We start from the raw sequence: 18,952 nt of genomic DNA, 5'->3' as shown, positions 1-18,952 counted from the left end.
TTAAATGCCGCATTATTTATAATGTGAATATTTTAAGGAAATTTAAATTTGTATTTTAAATTTAGTTGGTTGTGAGAATCACCCTATGTGAATTATAGTTCCGATCAATAATTCCACCCAGGATGAAATCAAGCTTTGCAGATGGAGTAACATGCAATTCGTTATTAATCAAGCTCACTTACTAAGTGGTCTTGATTAATATTTGCAAAGAAAATAAACCAAAAAGGAACTTTTGAAATGAAAGGAAAATTTGCTGCTGCGGTACTGCTCACCACGATGGGAATGGCATCTTCCGTTATGGCACAGGATGGTACCGTTAACTTCACGGGCAAGATCATTGAAGCAGGTTGTCAGGTCGACAGCAGCGTCACTAACCCACAGGCTGTTAAAATGGGTGAAGTGGCAAAAACCGCATTCGCCGCTGCAGGGGACACCGCCGCGACGACCAAATTCTCACTGGTATTAAGCGGTTGCCCGGCAGACTTGCTGGGTAAACCTGTCTCTGTTAAGTATGACGGAACGCCGGATGCCGCCAATAATGAATATCTGCAGCTAACAAACTACGGCACCGCGGGCATTGCCGACGGTGTCGCCATTCAGCTTCTAAACGCAGACAGCTCCGCTCTTCCGCTCGGTACCGCGTCTAAAGCCGTCACCATCAAAGGCAGTTCAGCCGCGCCGGAATCAACCAAGCTTGATTTCTTCGCACGGTATATTGCTACCAAAGCTGCGGTAACGGGCGGTGATGCTAATGCTTCCGTCAATTTTACGCTGACCTATAACTAAACACTGAAAACGGTTTTTCCGTTGAAAAAAGCATAAAGCCGGAAGCGCTCCGGCTTTATTTTTAAGGTAACACCATGAATAAATACATCCCCATTATTGCTGCAACCTTGCTTAGCGTTACGGCATCCGTTCAGGCAGGCGTTATTGTTGGTGGAACGCGCGTTATTTATAACGGCGAAAAAAAGGAGACCTCTCTTAGCGTTAAAAACCCTGATAAATCATCCTATCTCATTCAGTCGTGGAGTGATGCGGGTGAAAACAGCGCGGATAAATCCCCTTTCATGGTCACCCCGCCGCTCTTTCGTCTTGGTTCAGGCCAGGAAAACACACTGCGTATTATACGCACAGGCGGTAATCTGCCAGAAGATCGCGAATCGCTTTACTGGATGAATATTAAATCCATTCCGGCAACCGAAAAACTGGACAATGCCAATACCCTGCAAATTGCGGTGAAGACACGAATCAAACTGATCTACCGACCAAAATCACTGACGCAACAGCCGGAAACACTCACCGGCAAGCTCACATGGCAGCGCAGCGGCAACACGCTGACGGTCAGTAATCCTACGGCGTACTACATGAACTTCAGCAAACTGAAGGTCGGTACTGGCATGGTGAAGGACGCGACCTACGTCGCACCGATGAGTTCAGCCAGCTTTACCCTGCCTGTCAATGCCACCGGGGATGTGACCTGGACTCTGATTGATGATTTTGGCTCCGTCGGCGTCGAGCATCGCGCGCGCCTCTAATACCATTACCGAAAGGATATCGGGATGCATGCAGACGCATACAAAAAAACGCTGACTTTAAGTCAGCTCGCCTGCTTTATCGCTTTGCAGTGCGCCATGCCGTTAAGTAATAGCGCAATGGCCCGCGAATACTTTGACCCTGCACTGCTGGGCATTGACGGGCCAGGGAAAGATCTGACCGATCTGTCCGCTTTTGAAGAGGGCGTCGGCCAGATGCCGGGTACCTACCGTGTTGACGTCATACTCAATAATACCGCGGTTGGCACGTATGATATCGACTTTATTATGAATAAAGACGCCGCTGGTAAGAGCTCCCTGCAGCCATGTCTGAATCCAGAGATGTTGCGTGAGTTCGGCATTCGTGTTGAACAATTTCCTGCTCTGGCGGGCAACTGTGCCGATTTAAGCGCGATCCCCCAGGCCAGCGCCGAATTTATCTTTGAGCGCCAGCGTCTGCAGCTTTCTGTACCGCAGGCGGCCGTTAACGCCCAGGCGCGTGGCTATGTCGCACCCGAGCAGCTTGATGAAGGGATAAATGCCCTGCTGCTTAACTACAGCTTCAGCGGCGATAATACGCAAGGGCGTCGCAGCGATATCCCGGATTCTGACAACTACTACCTGAGTCTGCGTCCAGGGCTAAACGTGGGGCCGTGGCGCATCCGAAACTACAGCACCTGGAACCGTAGCAAAAGCGGCAGCGATGCTCAGGAAAGCTGGGATTCCATTTATACCTACGCGCAGCGCAATGTTATCCCCTTAAAAAGCCAACTGACCGTGGGTGACAGTAATGCGCCGTCGGATATGTTCGACAGCGTACCGTTTCGCGGCGCACAGCTCGCGTCTGATGATGACATGCTGCCAGACAGCCTGCGCGGCTATGCACCGGTGGTGCGCGGTATCGCCCGTACGAACGCTCAAGTGATTATTAAGCAGAATGGCTACACCATCTATCAAAGCTACGTTTCGCCAGGCGCGTTCGAAATCACCGATATGTACCCGACAGGGAGCAGTGGCGATCTTGATGTCACCATTAAAGAGGCTGACGGCAGCGAACAGCATCAAACCGTCGCGTTTGCCTCATTACCCGTACTGCAGCGTGAAGGTCGTTTCAAGTACAGTCTGACCAGCGGTCAGTATCGTCCCTATGATGGCGATATCGACAAAGAAATGTTTACCCAGGCTACTGCCATTTACGGTCTGCCAGCCGGATTTACAGTGTATGGCGGCGGTCAGTTCTCGCAGCACTATCAGTCTTTGCTTTCCGGCCTTGGGAAAAACTTCGGCACAATCGGTGCAGTATCGGTAGATGGCACCCAGGCATGGTCCATTCAAAAGGATCAGGATAAAGAAACCGGCCAGTCGTGGCGCGTTCGCTACAGTAAAAACATCCTGGAAACCGGGACGAATATTTCCATCGCCGGGTATCGCTATTCCACCTCGGGCTACTACACCTTGCCTGAGGTGCTGGATACCTGGCGTAACGACGAATCGCGTAACAATTACGACCGTCGACGTAACCGCGCCGAGTTTCTTTTAAATCAGAACATCGGTGAAAACCTGGGCTCACTGTCATTAACGACAATGAGCGAGGACTACTGGAACAGCGACCGTAAAATGCGCTCTATCGGCGTTGGCTATAGCAACAGCTGGGCTGGCATCACCTATAACCTTAACTACAGCTATAACCGCAATACAACGGATTCCGAAAACGACAAAATCTACGACGAAGATCAGATCTTCTCGTTAAGTATCAGCATGCCTCTCGACCGCTGGTTAAGTAATAGCTACGCCACGTACAGCATGAACGCCAGTAAACGCGGTGATACCAGCCATAACGTCGGGTTGAACGGTTCCCTGCTTGAAGATCGTAACCTCAACTGGAACGTGCAGGAGAGTCAAACCAACCACGGTGAAGGCAACGGTGGCTATGCCAGCCTGGATTATCAGGGCACCTACGCCCGGGCGAATACCGCCTACAGCTACGACCATGACCAAAAGCGTGTTAACTACGGTATTGAAGGCGGTATTGTCGCCCATGCCCACGGCGTAACGCTGAGCCAGGCGTTGGGTGAAACCGCCGCACTGGTAGAAGCCCCTGGTGCGGATGGCGTAACCATCAGCAACCAGACCGGGGTCAGAACCGACTTCCGCGGTTATACCGTCGTGCCTTATGTCACACCGTATCGGGAATCCACGCTGTCGCTGGATACAGCGACCCTGCCAGACGGTGCTGACGTAGAACTCTCCAGTCAGAAGATCACGCCAACGCGCGGTGCGATTGTTCGTGCTCGTTTCGACACACGCGTTGGTAAGCGTGTGCTCATGACGCTGACGCGCAGCAACGGTGAGCCTGTGCCGTTTGGGGCGATGGTGACAAATTCCGACAATGCGTCAGGCAGCATTGTTGGCGACAGCGGACAGGTTTATTTAACCGGCATGCCGCAGAAGGGTTCCTTGTTGCTGAAATGGGGTAATGCTTCAAAAGAACAGTGCAGCATCAGCTACCGTCTTCCGGAAGAGACCCCGGCAAGCGGCGTGATTGAACTCAATGCCACCTGCCAATAGAGAGACTCAAGTAATGAAGAAGCTACCTATATTCACCGCGATGATTATGAGCACTTTTTTCGCCATCATCCCTGCCCATGCTGACTATTTTTCGGTCGTTAACTTCCATGTGATGACTTATGACCTTGATGATTTCACCGTTCCCGCTGCAGTGGGTGAAACCAGCAGCACCTGGAGCGACTCGGGTTCTATCAAATATGAAATCAACAGCAGTGAAGGTAACCACTCCTATATGGAGCTCTCGGTCAATGGCACGCTGAGCGGTGATGGCGTCTCATGGGTAACAAATAATCCAGGGATTGGTATCCAGTTTAAAGTTGTACCAGGTATGAGCGGGTTTACACCCGCTCAAACCACAACGGCGCCTAATTACCGGCTCGACCTGACGACCGTGACCAGCGCTACCTGGATATCAACTTACTACCATTTGCAGTACCGGCTCGTCAGACTGTTAGATAAGGTTCCTGCGGGTCGCATTACCTCAGCACCCACGGTGACCCTTAATGTCTATAACCCGGACGGCGAAGGTCCCGCGGTAATGTCAGGCGTTATTATGGCTGGAATAGGCACGCAGCCTAAGGTGGATGCATGTACAGTCAGCGCACCGACTGAAATCAGTCTACCTACGCTTTATGGCAATGTCCTCAAAAATGGGGCGCAGTTAGCTACCGCTTCGCCATCTATTTCTTTAACAAATTGCCCGGGAGCCGTTGACGGGATCTCCTATAACTTCTCAGCTGTATACGGTACCCACGATGCTGCAAACGGCGTGATGAATACCGTGAGTGGCGAGGGCTATGCGCAAAATGTATTTGTCCAGGTGCAGAATGCTGATGGGTCACCACATATTGTCAACGGCCCCGTGCCGCTAAACGACTACAACGGTTCCGGTGACTATAAAATTCCGGACTTCAAAGTGGCTTATTTTGTTGACGACGCCGACAGCGTCAGGCCCGGCAACGTCAAATCAGCTATCGAACTCAAAGTAACATACAACTAATAAGGATTGTTTATGCAAATTATTAATGGAAAGAAAATCGTACTGTGTATCCTTGCTTTAGGTGGACTTTATTCCACGGCCAGCCAGGCGGTCAATATTGATATTACGGGTAAGGTTATCGCGTCTCCCTGCGAGGTAAATGGCAGTGACGAATCGCTGACCGTGAACCTGGGTGATAATATTCAGGCGGACTCGCTGTCAACCAGCGGCAGCGCCACCCCCTGGACTAACGTCACGCTTCGCCTTACCGGTTGCCCCGCCTCAACCACCTCTTTCAGCGTCGCCTTTGCCGGTACCGCTGACACCGACGGGAATTATTATAAAAACACGGGAACGGCCACTAACCTGAAACTGGAGCTGACGGACAGCGCCAGTAATACTGCCTACAAGAATGGCGCAACATTGCAAAACGTTGCGATTCCCGCGTCTCACAGCTATGACCTTGCCATGCGCGCTCGCGCCGTATCAACCGGCAGCGTAATGCCGGGGACTATCGTTGGCCAGGTGCAGGCAACCTTTACCTACCAGTAAGTCGGGACAGGACAATGGCGCAACAAAAAACTAAACGGCTTCTTGCTCTTGCCTGTCTGTTAGCAGTCAGTGGAACGCATGCAGTGTACGCTGCCAATATCAATTTAAGCGGAACCGTCGTCGCTTCCGCCTGTACGGTAGATACGGGCACCAAAGAACAGACCGTCACATTTGATCAGGCTCGCGCCGTTGACTACACGAAGGTTGGCAATACCAGCGAGTGGCAGGACTTTGAGCTCACACTTACAGGCTGCCCTCTCTCAACCACGCAGGTGACCGCGCTGTTCAGCGGCAATGCCGATCAAGATGACGGCACGAAATTTGCCAACGCACAAGGCAGTGCAACAGGTATGGCGCTCCAGATCATGACCCGCGATCATCTCAAGGAGATCCCGCCCGCGGGCAAGCTGGCGGTGAATATCGACGGTACCAGTCGCCGTGCGGTATTCCCGCTTTCTGCACGAATGTATACCCCGACGGGGCTGGTAACAGCAGGCGAGTTCAGGACGGTCGTTCAGCTCACCTTTACGTACCAGTGATCAAGTGAAAAAAAAACGGAGCGCAATGCGCTCCGTTTTTTTGGCTTCAGGATCTGCTAGACACGCTTGAAGATCAGAGAACCGTTGGTACCGCCAAAGCCGAAGGAGTTACACAGGGTATACTCCATTCCACTAACCTGGCGCGCTTCGTGAGGAACGAAGTCCAGATCGCAACCTTCATCCGGGTTATCCAGGTTGATGGTGGGTGGAACAGCCTGATCGCGCAGCGCAAGGATGGAGTAGATTGACTCTACTGCACCCGCCGCACCCAACAGGTGACCGGTCATGGATTTCGTGGAGCTCACCATAACGCGGCTGGCAGATTCGCCGAAGATAGACTTAACCGCCTGAGCTTCCGCTTTATCGCCTGCAGGTGTAGAAGTGCCGTGCGCGTTGACGTAGCCAATCTGAGCCGGGGTAATACCCGCATCACGGATCGCGTTTTCCATCGCCAGCGCAGCACCTGCACCGTTCTCCGGAGGAGACGTCATGTGATACGCATCGCTGCTCATACCAAAGCCAACGACTTCAGCATAAATTTTCGCACCGCGTTTTTTCGCGTGTTCGTACTCTTCCAGTACGATCATGCCCGCACCGTCGCCCAGCACGAAGCCATCACGGTCTTTATCCCACGGACGGCTTGCCGCCTGTGGATTATCGTTGCGGGTAGAAAGCGCACGGGCCGCGCCGAAACCGCCGACACCCAGTGGGGTACTGGCTTTTTCAGCACCGCCGGCAACCATAGCATCTGCATCGCCGTACGCAATAATGCGCGCGGCCTGGCCGATGTTATGTACGCCAGACGTACAGGCGGTGGCGATAGAAATGCTTGGCCCACGCAGGCCGAACATGATGGTCAGGTGACCTGCCACCATATTAACAATCGTGGACGGAACGAAGAAGGGACTGATCTTACGCGGGCCGCCATTCATCAGGGATGTATGGTTTTCCTCGATCAGGCCAAGACCGCCAATCCCGGAGCCGATAGCGGCGCCGATACGGGTTGCGTTCTCTTCCGTAATCACAAGGCCAGAATCCTGCATGGCCTGAACGCCAGCGACAATTCCATATTGAATGAAGGCATCCATCTTGCGCTGCTCTTTGCGCGAGATGATCTCTTCACAGTTAAAATCCTTTACTAAGCCAGCAAATTTCGTTGCATAGGCGCTAGTATCGAAATGGTCGATTAGGCTGATGCCGCTCTGACCGGCAAGGAGAGCTTTCCAGGTGGACTCTACGGTATTGCCGACAGGAGACAACATGCCAAGTCCGGTCACAACTACACGACGCTTAGACACGTTTGTCCTCCAGGGAGGGATAAAAAAAGAGATTCGTGGGACTAAAAAAGATAAAACTCAGGCGGTCGAATGACCGCCTGGAGATGTTCACTTACGCCTGGTGACCGTTGATGTAATCAATGGCAGCCTGAACGGTGGTGATCTTCTCAGCTTCTTCGTCCGGAATCTCAGTATCAAACTCTTCTTCCAGAGCCATTACCAGCTCAACGGTGTCAAGAGAATCTGCGCCCAGGTCTTCAACGAAGGAAGCGGAGTTCACAACTTCTTCCTGCTTAACGCCCAGCTGTTCGCCGATAATTTTCTTAACGCGTTCTTCGATAGTGCTCATACTCTTAAATTTCCTATCAAAACTCGCTTTCGCGATGGTTTTCGTAGTGTATAAAATGTTGAAAAATTTGCAACTAAATCCCGGCAGTTCTTACCACGATTTTACGTTATTTTGAGGCCATTCGCCCTAATAACGCAAATATTTTTCATCGTGGTTAAACCATATACATCCCGCCGTTGACGTGGAGGGTCTCACCAGTGATGTAACCCGCTTCGTCAGAGGCTAAAAATGCAACCGCACTGGCGATTTCTTTAGGGTCGCCAAGACGACCCGCCGGAACTGCCGCCAGCGTACCCGCACGCTGCTCATCAGTCAGCGCACGCGTCATGTCCGTTTCAATAAAGCCCGGAGCAACAACGTTTACCGTAATACCGCGGGACGCGACTTCACGCGCCAGCGACTTACTGAAACCAATCAGACCGGCTTTCGCCGCAGCGTAGTTAGCCTGACCAGCATTTCCCATGGTACCAACCACAGAACCGACAGTGATAATACGACCATGACGCTTTTTCATCATAGCGCGCATTACCGCTTTTGACAGACGGAATACAGATGACAGGTTGGTTTCGATAATATCGTTCCACTCGTCGTCTTTCATTCGCATTAACAGGTTATCGCGAGTGATCCCGGCGTTGTTTACCAGAATATCCACTTCGCCAAACTCTGCGCGAATATTTTCCAGAACAGATTCGATAGATGCAGGTTCGGTCACATTCAGTACCAGACCTTTACCGTTTGCACCCAGATATTCACTGATAGCCTGAGCGCCATTCTCGCTGGTTGCTGTCCCAATCACCTTCGCGCCGCGCGCAACCAGTGTTTCAGCAATTGCACGCCCGATACCGCGGCTTGCGCCAGTGACCAGGGCAATTTTTCCTTCAAAACTCATGGTATTCCTCTTTTATTGCGAGAGTGCCGCTGACATCGCTTCCGGCTCGTTAATCGCCGAGGCTGTCAGGGTGTCAACAATACGTTTTGTCAGACCGGTGAGGACTTTCCCTGGGCCGACTTCATACAGATGCTCAACGCCCTGAGAGGCCATAAACTCAACGGTTTTGGTCCACTGTACCGGGCTGTAGAGCTGGCGAACCAGCGCGTCGCGGATAGCTTCCGGCGCGGTTTCGCATTTCACATCGACGTTGTTCACAACGGAAATTGTCGGTGCGTTAAACGTAATTTTTTCCAGCTCAACCGCCAGTTTCTCGGCAGCGGGCTTCATCAGCGCACAGTGAGACGGCACGCTGACCGGCAGCGGCAGCGCACGTTTCGCCCCCGCCGCTTTACAGGCTGCACCGGCACGCTCAACCGCTTCTTTATGACCGGCGATAACCACCTGGCCCGGCGAGTTGAAGTTAACCGGAGAGACAACCTGACCTTCAGCAGACTCTTCACACGCTTTTGCAATCGCGGCATCATCCAGACCGATGATGGCTGACATGCCACCCGTGCCTTCTGGCACTGCTTCCTGCATGAATTTACCGCGCAGTTCCACCAGACGAACCGCGTCAGCGAACGCGATCACACCGGCACAAACCAGCGCTGAGTATTCACCCAGGCTATGTCCTGCGAGCAGTGCGGGCGCTTTACCGCCCTGCTGCTGCCAGACACGCCACAGCGCAACGGACGCGGTCAGCAGCGCGGGCTGGGTCTGCCAGGTTTTGTTCAGCTCTTCGGCAGGACCCTGCTGGGTCAGCGCCCATAAATCATAACCCAGTGCATCAGAAGCTTCACGGAAAGTCTCTTCAATGACCGGATAGGTTGCTGCCATTTCAGACAACATCCCAACGGTTTGAGAGCCCTGCCCCGGGAACACAAAAGCAAATTGCGTCATTTTTTATTCCTTATCCTAGAAACGAACCAGCGCGGAACCCCAGGTGAACCCGCCACCGAAGGCTTCAAGCAAGACCAGCTGGCCCCGTTTGATTCGCCCGTCGCGTACCGCTTCATCAAATGCGCACGGTACTGACGCCGCAGAGGTGTTGCCGTGACGATCCAGCGTCACCACAACGTTATCCATCGACATGCCCAGCTTTTTCGCGGTTGCGCTGATGATACGCAGGTTCGCCTGATGCGGCACCAGCCAGTCGAGCGCGGAGCGTTCAAGGTTATTCGCTTCCAGCGTTTCATCAACGATGTGCGCAAGCTCAGTCACCGCCACCTTGAACACCTCGTTCCCTGCCATCGTCAGGTAAATCGAGTTGTCCGGATTTACGCGATCGGCGTTAGGCAGGGTCAACAGTTCGCCATAGCTGCCATCAGCATGCAGATGCGTAGAGATGATACCCGGCTCTTCGGACTGCCCCAGCAGCACCGCACCCGCACCATCACCAAAAATAATGATCGTTCCGCGATCGGTCGGATCGCAGGTACGCGCCAGCACGTCCGCACCGATCACCAGCGCATATTTAACGGCACCGGACTTCACGTACTGATCGGCTACGCTCAGCGCATAGGTAAAACCTGCGCATGCGGCAGCGACGTCAAACGCCGGGCAGCCCTTAATACCGAGCATGTTTTGCACCTGGCACGCCGCGCTTGGGAAAGCATGCGTGGCAGACGTCGTGGCCACCACGATCAAACCGATCTGTTCTTTATCAATGCCCGCCATTTCGATAGCACGCTGTGCGGCTTCGTAACCCATGGTCGACACGGTTTCGTCTGGCGCGGCAATACGACGTTCACGGATACCTGTGCGCGTGACAATCCACTCGTCAGACGTATCTACCATTTTTTCCAGATCGGCGTTGGTACGCACCTGTTTTGGCAGGTAGCTGCCGGTACCTAAAATCTTCGTATACATGTACGCTCAGTCACTTTTAGCTAATACAGATCCCAGGCGAGCGGCAATCCGCTGAGGGACTTGTCGCTGCACCGCCTGCACTGCCTGTTCAATCGCGACAGCAAATGCTCGCTGATTGGCGGCGCCATGACTCTTAATCACGATGCCGCGCAATCCTAACAGACAGGCGCCATTATACTGGTCGGGGTTGAGGTGACTGAATCGCCGCGTCAGGCTCTTTTGTAACCAACGCTTCAATAAAATCAGCCACCAGGCGCTTTTTTTGCCCTCTCCCTGTGATTTCAGCAGAGAAAGAAACATCCGCACGACCCCTTCCATGGTTTTCAACGTCACGTTCCCGGTGAAGCCATCGCACACCAGAACATCCGTTTTACCCGTCAACAACTCATTGGCTTCGAGATAACCAATATAGTTGATGGAGGGAACCTGTTTGAGCAATTCAGCTGCTTCGCGAATGCTGTCCAGGCCTTTGGTCTCTTCTTCACCAATGTTCAGTAACGCAACACGGGGAGTGTTGATCCCGACCACTTCTTCTGCCAGCACCGATCCCATGACGGCAAACTGAGCCAGCATTGTACTATCACAATCGACGTTTGCGCCCAAATCGAGCACTACCGTCTTGCCCTTCTGCTGATGCGGCAACACCGTCACCAGCGCCGGACGCTCAATACCGTCAATCGGTTTGAGCAATAATTTCGACAGCCCCATCAGCGCGCCGGTATTTCCCGCGCTAACGCAAGCCTGGGCTCGACCTTCTTTCACCAGCTCCAGCGCTATCCGCATCGAGCTGCCGCGGCTATTACGAATCGCCTGCGAGGGTCGGGCATCACTGGCAATAACTGACTGCGCAGGAATAATCTGCAGACGTGAACGTTGTTCAAAGTCAGCTTTTGCAAGTAATGGCGTGATTGTGTCGGGATTGCCGACTAAAAGAAGAGTGAGTTGCGAATTAGAATTCAGTGCCTGCAATGCTGCAGGCACTGTCACGGAAGGGCCAAAATCTCCCCCCATGACATCTAACGCCAGGGTTAGACGTGTCAAGGTATCGTCGCAGCCTGGTTCGGTAAGTTCCCCGTTTGCACGGGGAGCTCCTCACTAAGCCTAATCACGCTGACGCGTGATTACTTAGTGATAACCTTGCGGCCGCGGTAGAAACCGTCAGCGGTGATGTGGTGACGCAGGTGTTTCTCACCAGAAGTCTTGTCTACAGACAGGCTGGTAACTGCAGTCAGCGCGTCATGGGAACGACGCATGCCACGTTTGGAACGGGTTGGTTTATTCTGTTGTACGGCCATGGACCTTACTCCTCAATTACTTACGCTTTAAGCTGGCTAATACGGCAAATGGGTTTGGTTTTTGCGCTTCATCAGGCAGTTCCCCAAAGACCATGTCCGCCTCGGACACTTCACAGTGTTCAGAATCATGCACCGGAACCACTGGCAAGGTGAGGATGATTTCATCTTCAACCAGAGCCAGAAGATCGATTTCACCGAATTCGTTAACCTCAATCGGCTCATACGCTTCCGGGAGTGCTTCAGCCTGTTCGTCAGAACGAACCGGACTGAAACAATACGTTGTGTGAACATGCTGTACAAACGGTTTCCCGCAACGCTGACACTCGAGCGTTACCGTCACCTTTGCATCACCGGTTAAAACGGCGAGACGCTGGTTGTCGATAGCGAACGACATGGAGCATTCTACATCACTGTCCACACTGACTACGGATTCGGCAATACGCTCAGCCTGATCGGAAGTATAGATACCTTCGTAATCGAGGCGTTTTTGAGCCGTACGAACCGGATCAAGAGTCAGGGGTAATTTTACCTTTTGCATAGGGCGCGCATATTAACTTTGTAACGTCATAGAGTCAAAGAAAAAGGCAACCAGAGCTGCCTTTTGCCAATTATTCGCACACATTGCGGCCTGTAGTTTAAAATGGCTGGCATCGATACGCTATATCTGGTGATAAAAATATGCCAAATCTCGTCCTTGCTTCCACGTCTCCCTACCGCCGAATGCTGCTGGAAAAGCTCGGGATCCCGTTTGAATGCGCCGCGCCAGAGGTGGATGAGACGCCACAGCCGGGCGAGTCACCGCGCCATCTGGTGACGCGTCTTGCTAAGGAGAAGGCGCAATCGCTGGCCACACGCTATCCTTCGCATTTGATTATAGGCTCCGATCAGGTTTGCGTGCTGGACGGCGAAATCACCGGCAAGCCCCATACAGAGGAAAATGCCTGCCAGCAGCTTCTGCGTGCGCGCGGTACTATCGTGACCTTCTATACGGGCCTGGCCCTCTATAACTCCGCGTCAGGCCATCTGCAAACCGAGTGTGAGCCGTTCGACGTACACTTCCGTCATCTCAGCGAGCAAGAGATTATGGATTATGTGCGCCGTGAGCGACCGCTGAACTGCGCGGGGAGCTTTAAAAGTGAAGGATTAGGGATTGCGCTGTTCGACAAGCTGGACGGTCGCGATCCCAACACCCTGGTGGGGTTACCGCTGATTGCCTTGTGTCAGATGTTACGGCGAGAAGAGTGTAATCCGCTGATCATGTGACTTTTGCCCAGCGGCGCTTCGCTTGCATGGGCCTACGGGTTTTGTAGGCCGGGTAAGCGCAGCGCCACCCGGCACAAAATCAGCCGCGCAAAACCTTAAGACAGCGTTTCAGCTGCTCATCCAGCGGCGCTTCAATACGGATCACTTCACCGGTATTCGGATGGGTAAACTTCAGCGCTGCCGCATGCAGGAACAGACGCGACAGTCCTGTCCCCGCCAGCTGCTTATCAAACTCGCGGTCGCCATAGCGGTCATCAAAGGCGATGGGGTGCCCTGCAAACTGCGTATGCACGCGGATCTGGTGGGTACGACCGGTCACCGGACTGCAGCGCACCAGCGTGGCAAACTCATAGCGCTCTTCAACCTTAAAGCGCGTCTCAGACGGTTTCCCTTCCTGACTCACGCGGACAATACGCTCACCGCTTTGCAGAATGTTCTTCAGCAGCGGCGCCTGCACCACTTTTACATGGGACTGCCACTGACCGCGCACCAGCGCCAGATAGTCTTTCTGCATCCCTTTTTCACGCAGCTGTTCATGCAGGGAACGCAGCGCGGAACGCTTTTTCGCCACCAGCAGGACGCCTGAAGTGTCGCGGTCAAGACGGTGCACCAGCTCAAGGAAGCGCGCTTCCGGACGCAGGGCACGCAGCCCTTCAATCACGCCGAAGCTCAGACCGCTACCGCCATGGACTGCCGTTCCTGACGGTTTATTCAACACCAGAATATGGTCGTCTTCGTAAAGGATGACATCGCTCAGGGCCGCCACTTTCTGCAGCTTTGGTGAAACGGTCTCTTCTTCACGCTCTGCCACGCGCACCGGCGGAATACGGACTTCGTCACCGGCTTCGAGTTTATACTCAGGCTTCACGCGTTTTTTGTTAACCCGCACCTCGCCCTTACGCAGGATGCGATAAATCATGCTCTTTGGCACCCCTTTCAGCTGGGTACGCAAAAAGTTATCGATACGTTGCCCCGCTTCATCGTCGGCGATGGCAACCATTTTTACGGCTGGAGTCTCTGTTTTCATGGTTGGCGATTCTAAATATCGACAGCCATTAGCGCCACTCATTTTTCTATGCTTATATTTACTTTTATCCGGCCTGTCCCCCGTTTCGCGCAACCGATTTGGTGGTTATTAAACCAATCGCCATTCTGAAGTGAAGAAACTGTGAGTAACCGGGTGATAATTGGTAAAAGTCATCTTGCTATAACCCGGCGAGCAGTGGAATAATGAGGCTGTTTTCCGTGTTAAATCCTGGTTAAGTAAGGATGTTGACGGAATGACCAATTTTGTCTGACCGATCATCCACGCAGCAATGGCGTAAGACGTATTGATCTTTCAGGCAGTTAGCGGGCTGCGGGTTGCAGTACTTCCCGGTATAAGGATTGTTCTCTGGAGAGTTCTACCCAGGCAATTCCCCTGATAATTGCGCTGTGTTTCCGTATGAAATACAGGCAACCGACACTCTGCGCCTCTTAAGCGAGCGACAACCGTGAGGTTGGCGACGTGAACAGACACGAGGCCATCGGTTCATACCCCGGAAAGCGTCACCTTGCCCGCAGCTTTGTCGTCAATGTAAGAATAACGAGTAAGTTACGATGAAAAGAATGTTAATCAACGCAACTCAGCAAGAAGAGTTGCGTGTCGCCCTTGTGGATGGGCAGCGCCTGTACGATCTGGATATCGAAAGTCCTGGACACGAACAGAAAAAAGCGAACATTTACAAAGGTAAAATCACCCGCATTGAACCAAGCCTTGAAGCTGCATTTGTCGATTACGGTGCTGAGCGTCATGGTTTCCTCCCTCTGAAAGAAATCGCCCGCGAATATTTCCCTGCAAACTACAACGCCCATGGCCGACCAAACATCAAAGATGTTCTGCGTGAAGGTCAGGAAGTTATCGTTCAGATTGATAAAGAAGAGCGTGGCAACAAAGGTGCCGCACTGACTACCTTTATCAGCCTGGCAGGGAGCTATCTGGTGCTGATGCCTAACAACCCGCGTGCGGGTGGCATCTCTCGCCGTATCGAAGGTGATGACCGTACCGAGCTGAAAGAAGCGCTGGCAAGCCTTGAACTGCCTGATGGCATGGGGCTTATCGTGCGTACCGCGGGCGTCGGCAAATCCGCCGAAGCGCTGCAGTGGGACCTGAGCTTCCGTCTGAAGCACTGGGAAGCCATCCAGAAAGCAGCGGAAAGCCGCCCTGCTCCGTTCCTGATCCACCAGGAAAGCAACGTGATCGTGCGTGCCTTCCGTGACTACCTGCGTCAGGACATCGGTGAGATTCTGATCGATAACCCGAAAGTGCTTGAGCTGGCCCGCCAGCACATCGCCGCGCTGGGTCGTCCGGATTTCACCAGCAAAATTAAACTGTACACCGGTGAAATCCCGCTGTTCAGCCACTATCAGATCGAATCCCAGATTGAATCCGCCTTCCAGCGTGAAGTGCGCCTGCCATCCGGCGGTTCTATCGTTATCGATACCACTGAAGCGCTGACCGCTATCGACATCAACTCCGCTCGCGCTACGCGCGGTGGCGATATCGAAGAGACCGCCTTCAACACCAACCTTGAAGCCGCTGATGAAATCGCCCGCCAGCTCCGCCTGCGCGACCTGGGCGGTCTGATTGTTATCGACTTCATCGACATGACCCCTGTTCGCCACCAGCGTGCGGTAGAAAACCGTCTGCGCGAAGCGGTGCGTCAGGATCGTGCGCGTATCCAGATTAGCCATATCTCACGCTTTGGCCTGCTGGAAATGTCCCGCCAGCGTCTGAGCCCGTCGCTGGGTGAGTCCAGCCATCACGTCTGCCCACGCTGCTCCGGCACCGGTACCGTGCGTGATAACGAATCGCTGTCCCTCTCGATTCTGCGTCTGATTGAAGAAGAAGCGCTGAAAGAGAATACCAAAGAGGTGCACGCGATTGTCCCTGTGCCAATTGCCTCTTACCTGCTGAACGAAAAACGTGCAGCGGTCAGTGCGATTGAAGCGCGTCAGGGTGGCGTTCGCTGCATCATCGTGCCAAACGATCAGATGGAAACCCCGCACTACCACGTGCTGCGTGTCCGTAAAGGCGAAGAGACGTCAACGCTCAGCTACCTGCTGCCGAAGCTGCACGAAGAAGAGATGGCCCTGCCTTCAGATGAAGAGCCAGCAGAGCGTAAACTGCCAGAGCAGCCTGCGTTAGCCACCTTCATCATGCCAGAAGCCCCACCGGAAGCAGCCCTGGAAAAACCAGCGGCCAAACCTGCGGCGCAGAAACCAGAAGCAACGGCAGCGAAAGCCCAGCCGGCGCAGCCGGGTCTGCTGAGCCGCTTCTTCGGCGCGCTGAAGAAGATGTTTGCCGGTGAGGAAGTTCAGCCAGAGCAGCCGAAAGAAGAGCCAAAAGCGGCCAAGCCTGAACGTCAGCAGGACCGCCGTAAGCGTCAGAACAACCGCCGCGACCGTAATGACCGTAGCGATCGTAATGACCGCAGCGAGCGTCGTGACAACCGTGACAACCGCTCTGAGAACAATGAAGGCCGTGAGCAACGCGAAGACAACCGCCGCAACCGTCGCGAGAAACAGCAGCAGAATGTTGAAGATCGTGAAATTCGCCAGCAGGCGGGCGATGAGTCTGAGAAGAGCAAACAGCGTGACGACCAGCAGCCGCGCCGTGAACGCAACCGTCGCCGTAACGACGAGAAGCGTCAGGCACAGCAGGAAGTCAAAAACCTGAACCGCGAAGAGCCGGTTGAACAGCAGGACGGCGAGCAGGAAGAACGTACTCAGGTCATGCCGCGTCGTAAGCAGCGCCAGCTTGCTCAGAAAGTCCGCTTCGCCTCTGAAGCAACCGAAGAGTCAGCAATCGTCGCGGTTGAAACCCGCGAGAGCGCAACCGGCACGCAGCTGGCAAAAGTTGACCTGCCAGCGGTCGTTGATAACAACGTTGAGCAGGATGAAAACGGTGAAAACCGTGATAACGCCGGCATGCCGCGCCGTTCACGTCGTTCCCCACGTCATCTGCGCGTCAGCGGTCAGCGCCGTCGCCGCTATCGTGACGAGCGTTACCCGACTCAGTCTCCAATGCCGCTGACCATTGCCTGTGCTTCGCCAGAAATGGCGTCCGGCAAAGTCTGGATCCGCTACCCGGTAGCGCGTCCGGAGCAGGTTGTTGAAGAACAGCCAGTTGCGGAAGAGATCATTGCACCTGCGGCAGCGGTAGAAGACGTTGTGACTGAAGCGGCAACCGTGGTTGAACCTCAGGTTGTTGAAGCGGAAGCACCTCAGGCAGCTGATGTCGAAACCACGCATCCGGAAGTGATTGCCGCGCCGGTTGATGCCGCACCGCAGCTTATTGCTGAAGAAGATGTCGTGGTGGCTGAGGAAATCGCTGAAGAAGCTGCACCTGTAGCCGCCGTGGAAGACACCGCTGAAGCCATCGTCGAAACGACCACTGAAGAAATCGTTCAGGACGTTGAGATTGAGGTTGAACCGGTTGTTGAAGAACCGAAAGCGCCTGAAGTGAAACCTGAGCCGATTGTCTCTGCACCAGCCGCTGCCCACGTGGCGACAGCACCGATGACCCGCGCTCCGGCGCCGGATTACGTGCCAGAAGCACCGCGTCACAGCGACTGGGTTCGCCCGGCCTTCAGCTTCGACGGTAAAGGCGCTGCAGGCGGCCACAGTGCAACGCATCAGGCGACTGCACCCGCGACGCGTCCACAGTCTGTCGAATAACGACAAACAACGCTGAAAGTAAAAAGCCGACCTTAAGGTCGGCTTTTTTTATGGCTGCTGTACGGGCTTCCTCATCCCGGTCACCTCCGGCATGACCTGCCGCATCAGCTCCAGAAAACGCCGCAAGCGTGCCGGATAATAACGGGACCAGGGATAGACCAGATGCACCGGTAGCGCCGCTGGCTGCCACTCCGGCAGCAAATGCACCAGCCGCCCTTCCCGAATATCATCCTGTACCGTCCAGCTTGATACGACCGCCACACCGAGCCCGGTGAGTGCCGTATTGCGTGCAACATACAGGCTGTCGGTGCTGAGGCGTGGCGTAATAGCAATCCGCGCGGTGGCGGGCGAAGCATCGTGAAATAGCTCCACGTGGCGCTGGTAGAAAGAGCTGATGGCTATCCAGGGAAACTGCTGCAAATCCTCCGGCGTATTCACCGCCGGGAAGCGGGCCAGCAGCGCTGGCGCGGCCACCACCGAGCGAGGCACTTCCGCCAGCAGCACGGATACGGTCGCCGGATCGACCTCCACACCCACCCGAATAGCGCAGTCAAGATTGTCACCGAGAAAATCTGCCGACCGATCGTTGAGCATCCACTCAATCGAAAGCTGGGGATAGCGTTGCAAAAATTCGGTTACAGGTTTCAGAAGCTGATCCTGACCAAACGCGTGGGGAGCGCGCACCCGCAGCACGCCTACCGGCTCATCTTCCGTCTGCCCCACCTCATCTTCCAGCGCCAGCCAGCTGTCGATCACCCGACGGGCGTGCTGATAGCAGCGCTCGCCGTCATCCGTTAGCCGCGTCGTGTGGGTGGTGCGCAACATCAGGCGCACGCCCAGCATGGTTTCAAGCGACTGCAACCGTCGGCTTACCGTGGCCTGGGTTGTCGCCAGCTGCCGTGCCGCCGCAGAAAGCGAACCCGCCTCGACAATGCGGACAAACGTCCGCATTAGCTCTACCCTGTCTATACGCTCAGCTCTTTTCATCGCATTTTCAGTTATACGTTTAACGTATAAGCGTTTTACCACCGGGCCCGCTACCGTCGCAAGGCGTACTGATAAAAAATAGCCGCACACGA

General features: G+C 54.0%; 18 protein-coding genes. 8 read left to right on the top strand and 10 right to left on the bottom strand.

The window, feature by feature from the left end:
• The first annotated feature begins 237 nt into the window (after window positions 1–237).
• The 6 genes from ABFV38_RS08480 (at window position 238) to ABFV38_RS08455 (ending at window position 6,170) form a co-directional block, all read left to right on the top strand.
• Window positions 238–786: a fimbrial protein gene (locus tag ABFV38_RS08480; protein ID WP_348959114.1), complete on the top strand. Its 549-nt coding sequence runs from the start codon at window positions 238–240 to the stop codon at window positions 784–786.
• A 74-nt stretch (window positions 787–860) separates the two neighbouring features.
• A complete protein-coding gene (locus ABFV38_RS08475; protein ID WP_235404171.1) occupies window positions 861–1,535 on the top strand; it encodes a fimbria/pilus periplasmic chaperone in 675 nt (224 codons plus the stop codon).
• Between the two features lie 24 nt (window positions 1,536–1,559).
• Window positions 1,560–4,100 carry a fimbria/pilus outer membrane usher protein gene (locus ABFV38_RS08470; protein WP_348959112.1) on the top strand — a complete coding sequence of 847 codons (2,541 nt, stop codon included), beginning with the start codon at window positions 1,560–1,562 and terminating at the stop codon, window positions 4,098–4,100.
• A 13-nt stretch (window positions 4,101–4,113) separates the two neighbouring features.
• Complete coding sequence (locus ABFV38_RS08465) at window positions 4,114–5,100, top strand: fimbrial protein (RefSeq protein ID WP_348959111.1); 987 nt, start codon at window positions 4,114–4,116, stop codon at window positions 5,098–5,100.
• Between the two features lie 12 nt (window positions 5,101–5,112).
• Window positions 5,113–5,631, top strand: a complete 519-nt coding sequence (locus ABFV38_RS08460; RefSeq protein ID WP_348959109.1) for a fimbrial protein — start codon at window positions 5,113–5,115, stop codon at window positions 5,629–5,631.
• Between the two features lie 83 nt (window positions 5,632–5,714).
• A complete protein-coding gene (locus ABFV38_RS08455; protein ID WP_348959107.1) occupies window positions 5,715–6,170 on the top strand; it encodes a fimbrial protein in 456 nt (151 codons plus the stop codon).
• Window positions 6,171–6,226: 56 nt separating this feature from the next.
• Here the strand turns inward: ABFV38_RS08455 and fabF are convergent, their stop codons facing one another.
• The 8 genes from fabF to yceD all read right to left on the bottom strand — a co-directional run bounded on the left by fabF (window position 6,227) and on the right by yceD (window position 12,429).
• Window positions 6,227–7,468: a beta-ketoacyl-ACP synthase II gene (gene fabF, locus ABFV38_RS08450; protein ID WP_348959106.1), complete on the bottom strand. Its 1,242-nt coding sequence runs from the start codon at window positions 7,466–7,468 to the stop codon at window positions 6,227–6,229.
• Between the two features lie 91 nt (window positions 7,469–7,559).
• The gene (gene acpP, locus ABFV38_RS08445) at window positions 7,560–7,796 is read right to left on the bottom strand and encodes an acyl carrier protein (protein ID WP_003857954.1); all 237 of its coding nucleotides are present in this window, start codon (window positions 7,794–7,796) and stop codon (window positions 7,560–7,562) included.
• A 154-nt stretch (window positions 7,797–7,950) separates the two neighbouring features.
• Complete coding sequence (fabG, locus tag ABFV38_RS08440) at window positions 7,951–8,685, bottom strand: 3-oxoacyl-ACP reductase FabG (RefSeq protein ID WP_008500795.1); 735 nt, start codon at window positions 8,683–8,685, stop codon at window positions 7,951–7,953.
• 12 nt (window positions 8,686–8,697) lie between these two features.
• Complete coding sequence (gene fabD, locus ABFV38_RS08435) at window positions 8,698–9,627, bottom strand: ACP S-malonyltransferase (RefSeq protein ID WP_045910200.1); 930 nt, start codon at window positions 9,625–9,627, stop codon at window positions 8,698–8,700.
• A gap of 15 nt (window positions 9,628–9,642) precedes the next feature.
• Entirely contained in the window at window positions 9,643–10,596 is a 954-nt protein-coding gene (locus ABFV38_RS08430) for a beta-ketoacyl-ACP synthase III (protein ID WP_008500797.1), read from the bottom strand.
• A 6-nt stretch (window positions 10,597–10,602) separates the two neighbouring features.
• Window positions 10,603–11,637: a phosphate acyltransferase PlsX gene (gene plsX, locus ABFV38_RS08425; protein WP_063621375.1), complete on the bottom strand. Its 1,035-nt coding sequence runs from the start codon at window positions 11,635–11,637 to the stop codon at window positions 10,603–10,605.
• An 80-nt stretch (window positions 11,638–11,717) separates the two neighbouring features.
• A complete protein-coding gene (rpmF, locus tag ABFV38_RS08420) occupies window positions 11,718–11,891 on the bottom strand; it encodes a 50S ribosomal protein L32 (protein WP_003857964.1) in 174 nt (57 codons plus the stop codon).
• 16 nt (window positions 11,892–11,907) lie between these two features.
• Window positions 11,908–12,429 (bottom strand): 23S rRNA accumulation protein YceD, encoded by a 522-nt coding sequence (gene yceD / locus ABFV38_RS08415; protein ID WP_014883375.1) that lies wholly within the window; start codon window positions 12,427–12,429, stop codon window positions 11,908–11,910.
• A 140-nt stretch (window positions 12,430–12,569) separates the two neighbouring features.
• Here yceD and ABFV38_RS08410 point away from each other — a divergent pair, with 140 nt between their 5' ends.
• Window positions 12,570–13,154 (top strand): nucleoside triphosphate pyrophosphatase, encoded by a 585-nt coding sequence (locus tag ABFV38_RS08410; RefSeq protein ID WP_048027429.1) that lies wholly within the window; start codon window positions 12,570–12,572, stop codon window positions 13,152–13,154.
• Between the two features lie 79 nt (window positions 13,155–13,233).
• Here the strand turns inward: ABFV38_RS08410 and rluC are convergent, their stop codons facing one another.
• Window positions 13,234–14,181 (bottom strand): 23S rRNA pseudouridine(955/2504/2580) synthase RluC, encoded by a 948-nt coding sequence (rluC, locus tag ABFV38_RS08405; RefSeq protein WP_048027428.1) that lies wholly within the window; start codon window positions 14,179–14,181, stop codon window positions 13,234–13,236.
• 572 nt (window positions 14,182–14,753) lie between these two features.
• Here rluC and rne point away from each other — a divergent pair.
• Window positions 14,754–17,873, top strand: a complete 3,120-nt coding sequence (gene rne, locus ABFV38_RS08400) for a ribonuclease E (protein ID WP_348959102.1) — start codon at window positions 14,754–14,756, stop codon at window positions 17,871–17,873.
• 48 nt (window positions 17,874–17,921) lie between these two features.
• On the opposite strand, the gene ABFV38_RS08395 is transcribed toward rne, so the two are convergent.
• Window positions 17,922–18,860 (bottom strand): LysR family transcriptional regulator, encoded by a 939-nt coding sequence (locus tag ABFV38_RS08395; protein WP_048027425.1) that lies wholly within the window; start codon window positions 18,858–18,860, stop codon window positions 17,922–17,924.
• Window positions 18,861–18,952 lie beyond the last annotated feature (92 nt).

The organism is Enterobacter cloacae complex sp. Mu1197 (genome assembly GCF_040059225.1).
GTDB classification, from domain to species: Bacteria; Pseudomonadota; Gammaproteobacteria; order Enterobacterales; family Enterobacteriaceae; genus Enterobacter; species Enterobacter quasiroggenkampii.
Note: the sequence above shows the minus strand (reverse complement) of the source record. Positions and strands in the feature narration are given on the sequence as shown.

Bases quoted from the DNA above. Each gene is read 5' to 3' on its own strand.
- ABFV38_RS08480 (WP_348959114.1), top strand. From the start codon at position 238: ATGAAAGGAAAATTTGCTGCTGCGGTACTGCTCACCACGATGGGAATG.
- ABFV38_RS08475 (WP_235404171.1), top strand. From the start codon at position 861: ATGAATAAATACATCCCCATTATTGCTGCAACCTTGCTTAGCGTTACG.
- ABFV38_RS08470 (WP_348959112.1), top strand. From the start codon at position 1,560: ATGCATGCAGACGCATACAAAAAAACGCTGACTTTAAGTCAGCTCGCC.
- ABFV38_RS08465 (WP_348959111.1), top strand. From the start codon at position 4,114: ATGAAGAAGCTACCTATATTCACCGCGATGATTATGAGCACTTTTTTC.
- ABFV38_RS08460 (WP_348959109.1), top strand. From the start codon at position 5,113: ATGCAAATTATTAATGGAAAGAAAATCGTACTGTGTATCCTTGCTTTA.
- acpP (WP_003857954.1), bottom strand. From the start codon at position 7,796: ATGAGCACTATCGAAGAACGCGTTAAGAAAATTATCGGCGAACAGCTG.
- fabG (WP_008500795.1), bottom strand. From the start codon at position 8,685: ATGAGTTTTGAAGGAAAAATTGCCCTGGTCACTGGCGCAAGCCGCGGT.
- fabD (WP_045910200.1), bottom strand. From the start codon at position 9,627: ATGACGCAATTTGCTTTTGTGTTCCCGGGGCAGGGCTCTCAAACCGTT.
- ABFV38_RS08430 (WP_008500797.1), bottom strand. From the start codon at position 10,596: ATGTATACGAAGATTTTAGGTACCGGCAGCTACCTGCCAAAACAGGTG.
- rpmF (WP_003857964.1), bottom strand. From the start codon at position 11,891: ATGGCCGTACAACAGAATAAACCAACCCGTTCCAAACGTGGCATGCGT.
- yceD (WP_014883375.1), bottom strand. From the start codon at position 12,429: ATGCAAAAGGTAAAATTACCCCTGACTCTTGATCCGGTTCGTACGGCT.
- ABFV38_RS08410 (WP_048027429.1), top strand. From the start codon at position 12,570: ATGCCAAATCTCGTCCTTGCTTCCACGTCTCCCTACCGCCGAATGCTG.
- rluC (WP_048027428.1), bottom strand. From the start codon at position 14,181: ATGAAAACAGAGACTCCAGCCGTAAAAATGGTTGCCATCGCCGACGAT.
- rne (WP_348959102.1), top strand. From the start codon at position 14,754: ATGAAAAGAATGTTAATCAACGCAACTCAGCAAGAAGAGTTGCGTGTC.
- ABFV38_RS08395 (WP_048027425.1), bottom strand. From the start codon at position 18,860: ATGAAAAGAGCTGAGCGTATAGACAGGGTAGAGCTAATGCGGACGTTT.